An 8,943-nucleotide genomic window follows, 5' to 3' on the forward strand; every position below is an offset into this window, starting at 1 on the left:
AAATTTTTAGTACATCTCTGCTAGACTTTAGAACAAGAGTTCGTATATACTCTTGAATCTCTCCTGAAATTCAGGATTTACGGGTGGATGTTCGAAAAATATTCGAAGATTCGACCCTGAGTATTCCGGGAGAGGAGAGTGAATGAGTGTTCGAATGTATTCGAATCCTCTGCCTCTCTCTTCGAATAATCTACCTCGGATGCTCTAGCGAGCATCTGGCGAAGAGAGAGCGCAGGGGATGGGGTGCTGGGGCGACCCAGCGCAGCCCGGTGCACCCGACGCTCTGACCTAACTAGAGAATAGCTACCCAATAGTTATCGCCTAACAATCACCACTCCATAGTTATCACTCAACTAGGACCTCCGAGCGGGTATCGCTCGGCATTGCTAGACCCGCGGGGCAACCCCGGGGCGAGCTGAGAGAAAGGAACCACAATGACTACTGCAGCACCTATTGCTTCTCAAGGCACTTCTGCACACCTTCCGGCAGGTTTGGTGGTACTTCACCCCGCCCGCACCGCGTCCGTCCGCACCGTGTCTGCCCGCACCGTGCAGGGGCGTTCTCGTGTGCTTGCGTCTCCGCAGTCTGTTCGCTCTTCTCGTGCGGCTCATGCACCCCGCCCCGCGCAGGTGGCCCAGCCTACCCACGCTCCCGCTGTTTCTGCACCTGCTATTTCTGCCAAGGCACCTGCTCCGGTTCGCTCCGCAGCTTCTGAGGCGCAGGCTGTTTCTGATGCACAGGCGCCTAGCGTGAAGAGTGCTCTTCTAGCTAAGGGTGGCGAACTTCTGCGCGCGGTTCCCGCTTCGATTCGTCGTCTTGGCACTCCGCGCGGTTTCCTGAAGGGCCTGCCTCTGCTGACCCTGGCAGCGCTGATTGTGCTCGGTGCTATTAGCTTCTTCGGCCCGGCAGCTTCTGCTTCCGTGGAGAACGCTTCGGTGACTCGAACCGTCGTTGTGGTCAAGCACGGCGAGACTCTGTGGGATATTGCTCAGGCGGTGGATCCGCAGGGTGACACCCGTGATACTGTGGTTCGTATTATGGAGTTGAACTCGTTGACCAGCACCTCTGTTGATGCCGGTCAGCGTCTGGAAATTCCTCAGACTCAGCGCTAAAGCTCAAGGCCGCGGCTCATGCCCGCTCCTGGGGTAGCAGAGCTGAGTCTGCAGATTCTGAACCCGCTATCTGGCTCAAACTGTAGTGCCTGAACTATATGAATTCTTGACCCTCTGAAATAGGAGCGCACCGATGCCTGTCCCCGTTGAATCCACACCCCTCGAGACTGAAACTGTGCAGAGCGCTCGTCCTGTGGTTGCCGTTTTGGGTGAACCCGGAACTCGTGGCGCCCTGGTGAAGCTTCTTCAGGATGCGGGGGCGGACGTTATCGTCACTACCGTGCCCAATCAGCTGCGTGAGGCTGACGGCATGGTGGTTACGGGCGGCGCGAGCTCTCTTGAGGCATACGAAGACCTGAAAGCTAAGGATGCCGAGCGTGTGATTGGTCGCCGCGTTGCCGGCGGTCGTCCGGTGCTGGCTGCCGGTGCAGCGTTGAGCTGCCTCTTTGACTCTATTACGGTGGAGCATCCGCAGATGGGGCAGGTTCAGGTGCAGTGCATGGGGGAGTGGCCCGGTGAGGGTGTGGAGCTTTCTACCCGCGACCTGGTACCCGGAGCTTCCTCTCTGAGCCCGTCCGCCGATAGCGCGCTACTCAAGGACCTTGAGGGCGAGGCTCACTTCAAGTCTGAGCACGGCGTTTTTGAGTGGGCTTTTGATCAGGGCATTGAATATATTGCCCCTCCTGCGGTGACTTGGACTGCCACCGAGCCTGCCTATATTGCGGCGGTTGAGAACGGTCCGCTGACGGCGGTGCAGTTCTGCCCGGTGGGTTCTGGTGAGCTGGGTGCAGAGTTTATGCGCCGCTGGGTCGCCTCCCTGGCGGTGACCGGTCGCCTGTCTTCTGGCGACTCCGCTACTGCTGCAGGAGGTAACTAATGTCTGCACCCGTTCTTGAACTTCTGCCCGCTGTTGATATTTCTGAAGGCTATGCGGTGCGCCCGGTGGGCGGCACCCTATCCGGTGGTGAGCAGCGCCTCGACCCGGTGGAGGCGGCTCTGACCTGGGTGAAGGCTGGTGCCCGCTGGATCCACCTGGTTGACCTTGACCTGGCGTTTGGACGCGGTACGAATACCGAGGTTCTGGCTGAGGTTGTCGCCGCCGTCCGTGCCGAGAACACCCGAATGAGCTCCACCCCGGTTCGTATTCAGGTCAGCGGTGGCGTGCGTAATGCTGAGAGCCTGGAGCGCGCCCTGAGTCTGAATCCGGACCGCGTGAACGTGACCAGTGCGGCTCTGGCGGATTCTTCCTGGCTTGAAGACACCCTGGCTCGCTACGCTGATTCTGATCTTCTTGCCCTCGGGCTCGATGCCCGCTACAACCCCGAGCGGGGTTGGGTGACGGTGGCTCGCGGTACCGACTGGTCGGGCCCTGACCTGGCGGAGGCGCTGGCTTGGCTGGAGGGCGCGGGCGTGCGCCGCTATATCGTTACGGATGTGAGCAAGGACGGTTCTCTGGCGGGTCCCGGTGCGGAGCTGCTGGATGAGGTGCTTGCCCAGAGCGCCTGTCGGGTGGTGGCGTCCGGTGGTGTGGCATCGCTGGCTGATCTTGAGAAGCTGCGTTCCATGGTGCCTTATGGGCTGGAGGGCGTGGTGCTTGGTAAGGCACTGTACGTGGGCAACTTTAGTTTTGAGCAGGCTCTTGAGGCTGCCGGCTCCCGCTCCCGCTAAATTTGGTTCCTGCTAAAGCTGCCGGCTTGCTCTAGCCCGCATATCTAGCCCGGGTAGATTCCTTGTCCGCACAGGCTTATATACGACGAAGCCCCGTCTTCCTCATCGTGAGGGAGACGGGGCTTCGCTGTGAATAGACCGGGTACGGTTTAGTACACCGGGCCGGTGAGCTTTTCGCCGGGGCCCTTGCCGGGCTCGTCCGGGAAGGGGGATGCTTCGCGGAATGCGAGCTGCAGGGTGCGCAGGCCGTCGCGCAGGGGCGCTGCGTGCTGGGAGCCGATTTCGGGTGCTGCGGCGGTGACGAGGCCTGCCAGCGCGGTGATGAGCTTGCGTGCTTCGTCGAGGTCCTTGAGGTCGTCGGCGTTTTCGTCGGCTGCGAGGCCGCACTTGACGGCTGCGGCGCTCATCATGTGGATGGCTGCGGAGCTGATGATTTCGATGGCGGGTACGTCTGCGATGTCGCGCAGCTGTTCGTTGACGGCTTCGACCTGCTCTTCGGTGAGTTCGGTGTGGCCGTGTACGGGGGTTTCTTCTTCCGCGGTGAAGCGGAAACTCGTGTTTTCAGTGCTCATAGTCCTAGAATCTCATATTTCGTTTGTTTCGGTAAATGCGTCCTTAAGAGTGGGTGCCTCCGTGGACTTTCCGCGGTCAGGACCGTAATTTTTATGGTGTTTTACGTCTAATTCCTTGCGCCTGTAGGGGATTCTGCGGTATCGTTGTAGGCAGTTTGCAAGTGGAGCATGCCTCCCACCCGGTTGACCGCCGCAGACGTTAGTTTGCGAGTTTTGAGGTGAACGGGTTCGTCCGCCGCTTTCGGCGTACGCTGGTTTGTGCCTCCGCTTGTGTAACTGCGGGGGCTTTTTTAGTGCCCGCAACGGATAGTATTCACGGGGAAACCCACAGAGCACAGGAGCTAGTCATTAGCGAACCACGCATTAACGATCGTATCCGCGTTCCCGAGGTCCGTCTTGTCGGTCCCGGTGGCGAGCAGGTAGGCGTTGTCCCTCTGAAGGACGCTCTGCGTCTGGCTGAGGACGCCGAACTCGACCTGGTCGAGGTTGCCCCGAACGCGAAGCCGCCCGTGTGCAAGCTCATGGATTACGGTAAGTACAAGTACGAAGCCGCAATCAAGGCTCGTGAATCCCGCAAGAAGCAGGCTAATGCCGTTCTGAAGGAGATCCGTTTCCGCCTGAAGATTGATACCCACGACTACGAAACCAAGGTTGGACACGCTCGTCGTTTCCTTTCCGGTGGTGACAAGGTCAAGGCAATGATTCAGTTCCGTGGTCGTGAGCAGCAGCGCCCCGAGATGGGTGTGCGTCTGCTGGAGCGTCTGGCGGCTGAGCTGGCTGAGGTGAGCACCGTTGAGTCTCGCCCCCGTCAGGATGGCCGCAACATGGTGATGGTTCTGGCTCCGCTTCGCGGTAAGGCAGAGGCTCGCCGTGAGCAGGGCGCCGGCGGTCGCAAGGGTCGCGAGCGTATTGACACGACCAAGGCGAAGCCCGTAACTAATTCTCTGGCAGACGCTATGCCTGCCGAGTTGAAGGCACAGGCTTCCGCCGAGTAGGGAACCGGGTCGTCACTTTAGGATGGGCACGCGCCTCCACCGTTGGGTGGGTGTTGCGGGTTCACCCGGTGCCGGTTCCGAGGCACCTCGTCAGGGGTGCCTCACCTTTGGTCCTTGGGGCTGATGCGTGTATCGCTCAACCCCACTAAGCTACCCCGCCGTTGTGGCGGGGGATGAATGTAAGGAGAACGGCAGCTATGCCGAAGCAGAAGACCCACTCTGGTGCTAAGAAGCGCTTCAAGCTCACCGGTAGCGGCAAGGTTAAGCGCCAGCAGGCGAACCGCCGCCACTACCTGGAGCACAAGTCCTCTCGTCTGACCCGTCGTCTGGCTTCTGACCAGATCGTTACCGGCGGCCAGGCAAAGGTTGTCAAGAAGATGCTGGGTAAGTAAGCAACGCTTACTCTCTGCACCTGGCGCACCGATAGTGGTGCGCACTGATTAAAGACTCGCTCCTGTTCAGCGTGATATGTGAGCTGTTCAGGACATAAGACGAAGGAGACACACGTGGCACGTGTGAAGCGCGCGGTTAACGCGCACAAGAAGCGCCGTACTATTCTCGATCGTGCATCCGGCTACCGCGGTCAGCGTTCTCGCCTGTACCGTAAGGCTAAGGAGCAGGTCACTCACTCGCTGGTTTACAGCTACGACCACCGTCGTAAGAAGAAGGGTGACTTCCGTCGCCTGTGGATCCAGCGTATTAACGCTGCTTCCCGCGCACAGGGCCTGACCTACAACCGCTTCATCCAGGGCCTGAAGGCTGCTGGTGTTGAGGTTGACCGCCGTATGCTGGCTGAGCTGGCTGTTAACGAGCCCGCTGCCTTCAACGCACTGGTTGAGATTGCTAAGAACAACCTGCCCGAGGACACCTCGGCTCCCAAGGCTTAATTAGCCTGAGGTTGTGTGCTTCTGCCTCGAAGATCTAGGTTCGGGGTGGGATGCTCAAGCGTCGTGAGCGGCCGTCTGCACTTTTGAGTGTGGGCGGCCGCTTTCTGCGTATCTGGGGGTTGTGACTGTTCTGCTTGTGGCTGTTGTGCTTCTGATTGTTCTGCGTTCTTTGGGCGCGTCTTTGCCTGTACCCTTTAAGAGTGAACTTTTTTGAACGTATTAGTACCCCCGTTGTGATGTCCAATCCGCAGGCTGATCGTGTGCGCGATATTGCGAAGCTGCGTACCCGCGCGGCGCGCACGAAGAAGGGCCAGTTCTTGGTGGAAGGCCCGCAGGCTGTGCGTGAGGCGTTGAAGGCGCACCTGAAGAGCCCCATCCTGGACGCTGTTTATGTCACGGAGGCGGCGTTTGACCGTCATGAGGATATTGCTGAGCTGCTGGAGCAGGTCTACGGTACTCCTACTCCGGAGGAGGGCCGCCGCGTCTTTATGCGTGTTGTGACCGATGAAGTGCTGGAGGCGATGGCTGATTCGGTGAGCCCGCAGGGTATTATTGCGGTTTCTTTTATGGTGGATGCCTCGTTCTCGCTGCTGTGGGGTGAGGGCGCGTTGAACCCGAAGCTGATTGCTGTGCTGTCTCGTGTGCAGGATCCGGGTAATGCGGGCACGATTCTTCGTGTGGCTGACGCGGCGGGTGCCGACCTGGTGATTACGACTAAGGGTTCGGTTGATTTGTACAACCCGAAGACGGTGCGTTCTACTGCGGGTTCGCTGTTCCACGTGCCGATTATTCAGGGCGTGCAGTTGGAGGATTTCGCGGAGGACGTGAAGTCTCAGGGTACCGCTGTGTTGGCTGCTGACGGCTATGGTGCGGTGAATCTGCAGGAGTTGAGCGAGTACACTGCGGCTCGTCGCGCCGGTGTAGAGGCGAGCGCCCCGTCCGGTGTGAAGGGCAATTTTGATCTTTCGAAGCCGACAATGTGGCTTTTCGGGAATGAAGCTCAGGGTCTGAATGCTGAAGAGAAGGCTGCCGCCACTATGCGCGTGGCTGTTCCTGTCTATGGTTCGGCTGAGTCTTTGAATGTGGGTACGGCTGCTGCTGTGTGCCTGTATGCTTCGGCGATGGCTCAGCGCGGCGTGTCCCGCTAGTTTTCTTGGTTGGGCGATTCGTGGCTGTGGTACAGCGGCGGGCCGCCTTCGCCTCATAGGTTTTAGAGTTTTGGTTTAGGGCTGAGAAAGGGAAATTATGTCTGCTCCTTCTGGTCATTCGGGTTCGGGCGCGATTATTGCCGCGCTGGGCGCGAATCTGGGTATTGCGGTGCTGAAGTTTTTGGCTTTTGCGCTGACTCGTTCCTCGTCGATGCTGGCGGAGGGTATTCACTCGGTGGCTGACTCTGGTAATCAGGTTCTGCTTCTGCTGGGTGGTCGTGCTTCGCAGAAGCAGGCTGATGAGGAGCACCCGTTTGGTTATGGCCGTAACCGCTATATTTACGCGTTTATTGTGTCGATTATTATCTTCGCGCTGGGTGGTTTGTTTGCCCTGTATGAGGGTTTTGAGAAGCTGCATGATCCGCACGGTATTACTGAGTGGCAGTGGGTTCCGGTGGCCGTTCTGGTGGGTTCGATCTTGCTGGAGGGTAACTCGTTCCGTGTTGCTGTGAAGGAGTCGCGTGAGCTGAAGGGCAAGCAGAGCTGGATGCGTTTCTTGCGTACTTCGAAGAACCCGGAGCTTCCGGTGCTTCTGCTGGAGGACGCAGGCGCGCTGCTGGGTCTGCTCTTTGCTCTGGTCGGTGTGGGTCTGACCCTGCTGACCGGTAATGGCCTGTGGGATGCGTTCGGCACCCTGGCTATTGGTGTGCTGCTGGTCTTTATTGCTGTGTTCCTTGCGGTGGAGATGAAGTCCCTGATTTTGGGTGAGGCTGCTTCTCCGGAGGATTTGGCGAAGATTCGTGCGGCGATTGAGGATGGCGATAGCGAGCGCATTATCCACATTAAGACCGTGCACTTGGGTCCTGAGGAGATTCTGGTGGCGGCAAAGATTCGTATTCATGATGCTGACACCGGTCGTGCGGTAGCTGATGAGATTGACGCTGCTGAGGTGCGTATTCGTGAGGCTGTTCCTGCGGCGCGCATCATTTATTTGGAGCCGGATATTTTCCGGGCTTAGTTCTAGGAGATTTTCGTTATGACCGTTGAGATGATCGTTGATGGTTTGCTAAAGATTTTCGTTGGCCTGATCATTCTTTTGGTGTACCTGCGTCTGACTCACCGTTCTCAGGCGGGGCACCAGACCCCGATTGATACCATCGGTAACTTTGTCATCGGTGGTGTGTTCGGTGGCGTATTGTACAGCACGCAGATTAGCCTGTTCTACTTTGTCATCTACATGGTGTTTACGCTGTGCATGATTCAGCTGCTGAACGTGGCGACCACGAAGATTCGTTTTCTGCATATGGCGGTGCGTGAGCAGCGCGTGCCGGTCATTACGGATGGTGATATCGATATTAAGAGCTTCCAGCAGGCAGATGTGGTTCTTGATCCGATGCGCCTGATTGCTGACCTTCGTGCGCAGGGTATTTACGACCTGGAAGACATTGAGTTCGCTCAGATTGAGCCGAATGGTGTGCTGAGTGTGATTCGTAAGGGCGACGGTGTGCCGAACTTTGCTCTGATTGTGAAGGGTACCTTGGTCACTCGTGATATTGCGGATGCTCACAAGACCGAGGACTGGGTGCGCCTGCAGCTGCGTGCGGCGAAGGTTGAACTTGAGGATGTTTTCCTCATGGAGTTCAAGAACGGTAACCGCCTGCTGATTCTGCTGAATGACGGCACTAATATTCGCCGTGAGGTGGCAGAAGCCTCGAATATGAATGATGAGGAAGAAGAGTGGCAGGAAGGCGTGGAGGAAGCTCCTGAGCCTGAGGATACTGAGGATGCCGAGAAGGAAGTAGCGGAGCACGCTGCTGAGGATGCGCATCCGCTGAAGGATTCTAAAGCGTAGAAGAAGGTAGAGAAAGATGAGTGAAGTGTCGCCCTCGTTTGAGGTTCAGGTGGTTGGCGCCGCCGTGGTTGATTCTTTGGTGGCTCCGACCCGTATGCTGGTGGCTCAGCGTTCTGAGCCGCAGACTGTTGCCGGCATGTGGGAGTTCCCGGGCGGTAAGGTCGAGCCGGGGGAGAGCTGCAAGCAGGCGCTGGTGCGTGAGCTGAAGGAGGAGCTGGGCGTGCAGGCGCGTTTGGGTGCTGAGGTGCCCGGCGCGTATCCGCAGGGCTGGCGTCTGAGTGAGCGTCTGGCGATGCGCGTGTTCTTTGCGGAGATTCTTTCGGGTACTCCGGATACTCTGGAAGATCACAGCGCTCTGCAGTGGATGCCGCTGCCGAAGTCCAAGGATGACGCACAGGCGTATGACGACCTGCTGGGTTTGCCGTGGATTCCTGCGGATTTGCCGATTGTGGAGGCGCTCCTGCAGCAGCTACAGGACGCTGGCACTGGCGAGGCGTAAACCCAAGGTCTGACCTCATGTTCTGCGCTAGTTCGTTGCGAGGCTAATTCGCCGTTGTGTGACACATTCGCGGCGGTAACAGGATAAATTTTCTCTATCTTTTGTGACACTGTTTGAAGGCGGGATTCCCTGTGGGGAGTCCCGCCTTTATTCATATTTTGAGGGGGATTTATGCGCCGTGTAATCCTGACTTGTGTGTTTGTTGGGGAG

General features: G+C 58.1%; 11 protein-coding genes. 10 read left to right on the plus strand and 1 reads right to left on the minus strand.

The window, feature by feature from the left end; genetic code table 11:
• Positions 1 to 434 precede the first annotated feature (434 nt).
• From QZ540_RS07310 to QZ540_RS07320, 3 genes are all read left to right on the plus strand, one after another.
• On the plus strand, positions 435 to 1,112 hold the full coding sequence (locus tag QZ540_RS07310) for a LysM peptidoglycan-binding domain-containing protein (protein WP_294628815.1): 678 nt from the start codon (positions 435 to 437) through the stop codon (positions 1,110 to 1,112).
• Positions 1,113 to 1,245: 133 nt separating this feature from the next.
• Positions 1,246 to 1,989: an imidazole glycerol phosphate synthase gene (locus QZ540_RS07315; protein WP_294628817.1), complete on the plus strand. Its 744-nt coding sequence runs from the start codon at positions 1,246 to 1,248 to the stop codon at positions 1,987 to 1,989.
• Complete coding sequence (locus QZ540_RS07320; RefSeq protein WP_070633934.1) at positions 1,989 to 2,780, plus strand: HisA/HisF-related TIM barrel protein; 792 nt, start codon at positions 1,989 to 1,991, stop codon at positions 2,778 to 2,780. The genes QZ540_RS07315 and QZ540_RS07320 overlap by 1 nt, the downstream gene beginning before the upstream one ends.
• Before the next feature lie 149 nt (positions 2,781 to 2,929).
• Here the strand turns inward: QZ540_RS07320 and QZ540_RS07325 are convergent, their stop codons facing one another.
• On the minus strand, positions 2,930 to 3,352 hold the full coding sequence (locus QZ540_RS07325; protein WP_012903892.1) for a DUF1844 domain-containing protein: 423 nt from the start codon (positions 3,350 to 3,352) through the stop codon (positions 2,930 to 2,932).
• Positions 3,353 to 3,645: 293 nt separating this feature from the next.
• On the opposite strand from QZ540_RS07325, the gene infC reads away from it, so the two are divergent.
• The 7 genes from infC to QZ540_RS07360 all read left to right on the plus strand — a co-directional run bounded on the left by infC (position 3,646) and on the right by QZ540_RS07360 (position 8,733).
• A complete protein-coding gene (gene infC / locus QZ540_RS07330; RefSeq protein ID WP_005507875.1) occupies positions 3,646 to 4,347 on the plus strand; it encodes a translation initiation factor IF-3 in 702 nt (233 codons plus the stop codon).
• A 197-nt stretch (positions 4,348 to 4,544) separates the two neighbouring features.
• On the plus strand, positions 4,545 to 4,739 hold the full coding sequence (gene rpmI / locus QZ540_RS07335; protein WP_004006287.1) for a 50S ribosomal protein L35: 195 nt from the start codon (positions 4,545 to 4,547) through the stop codon (positions 4,737 to 4,739).
• Between the two features lie 114 nt (positions 4,740 to 4,853).
• Positions 4,854 to 5,234, plus strand: a complete 381-nt coding sequence (rplT, locus tag QZ540_RS07340) for a 50S ribosomal protein L20 (RefSeq protein ID WP_005507127.1) — start codon at positions 4,854 to 4,856, stop codon at positions 5,232 to 5,234.
• Positions 5,235 to 5,470: 236 nt separating this feature from the next.
• The gene (locus tag QZ540_RS07345; protein ID WP_294628827.1) at positions 5,471 to 6,382 is read left to right on the plus strand and encodes an RNA methyltransferase; all 912 of its coding nucleotides are present in this window, start codon (positions 5,471 to 5,473) and stop codon (positions 6,380 to 6,382) included.
• A gap of 97 nt (positions 6,383 to 6,479) precedes the next feature.
• Positions 6,480 to 7,400: a cation diffusion facilitator family transporter gene (locus QZ540_RS07350; RefSeq protein WP_294628821.1), complete on the plus strand. Its 921-nt coding sequence runs from the start codon at positions 6,480 to 6,482 to the stop codon at positions 7,398 to 7,400.
• An 18-nt stretch (positions 7,401 to 7,418) separates the two neighbouring features.
• The gene (locus tag QZ540_RS07355) at positions 7,419 to 8,234 is read left to right on the plus strand and encodes a DUF421 domain-containing protein (RefSeq protein ID WP_294628823.1); all 816 of its coding nucleotides are present in this window, start codon (positions 7,419 to 7,421) and stop codon (positions 8,232 to 8,234) included.
• 16 nt (positions 8,235 to 8,250) lie between these two features.
• Positions 8,251 to 8,733 (plus strand): (deoxy)nucleoside triphosphate pyrophosphohydrolase, encoded by a 483-nt coding sequence (locus tag QZ540_RS07360; protein WP_294628825.1) that lies wholly within the window; start codon positions 8,251 to 8,253, stop codon positions 8,731 to 8,733.
• The last annotated feature ends 210 nt before the right edge of the window (positions 8,734 to 8,943 follow it).

Source organism: uncultured Rothia sp. (genome assembly GCF_916049665.1).
In the GTDB taxonomy this organism is placed as follows: domain Bacteria; phylum Actinomycetota; class Actinomycetes; order Actinomycetales; family Micrococcaceae; genus Rothia.

Bases quoted from the DNA above. Each gene is read 5' to 3' on its own strand.
- QZ540_RS07310 (WP_294628815.1), top strand. From the start codon at position 435: ATGACTACTGCAGCACCTATTGCTTCTCAAGGCACTTCTGCACACCTT.
- QZ540_RS07315 (WP_294628817.1), top strand. From the start codon at position 1,246: ATGCCTGTCCCCGTTGAATCCACACCCCTCGAGACTGAAACTGTGCAG.
- QZ540_RS07320 (WP_070633934.1), top strand. From the start codon at position 1,989: ATGTCTGCACCCGTTCTTGAACTTCTGCCCGCTGTTGATATTTCTGAA.
- QZ540_RS07325 (WP_012903892.1), bottom strand. From the start codon at position 3,352: ATGAGCACTGAAAACACGAGTTTCCGCTTCACCGCGGAAGAAGAAACC.
- rpmI (WP_004006287.1), top strand. From the start codon at position 4,545: ATGCCGAAGCAGAAGACCCACTCTGGTGCTAAGAAGCGCTTCAAGCTC.
- QZ540_RS07345 (WP_294628827.1), top strand. From the start codon at position 5,471: ATGTCCAATCCGCAGGCTGATCGTGTGCGCGATATTGCGAAGCTGCGT.
- QZ540_RS07350 (WP_294628821.1), top strand. From the start codon at position 6,480: ATGTCTGCTCCTTCTGGTCATTCGGGTTCGGGCGCGATTATTGCCGCG.
- QZ540_RS07355 (WP_294628823.1), top strand. From the start codon at position 7,419: ATGACCGTTGAGATGATCGTTGATGGTTTGCTAAAGATTTTCGTTGGC.
- QZ540_RS07360 (WP_294628825.1), top strand. From the start codon at position 8,251: ATGAGTGAAGTGTCGCCCTCGTTTGAGGTTCAGGTGGTTGGCGCCGCC.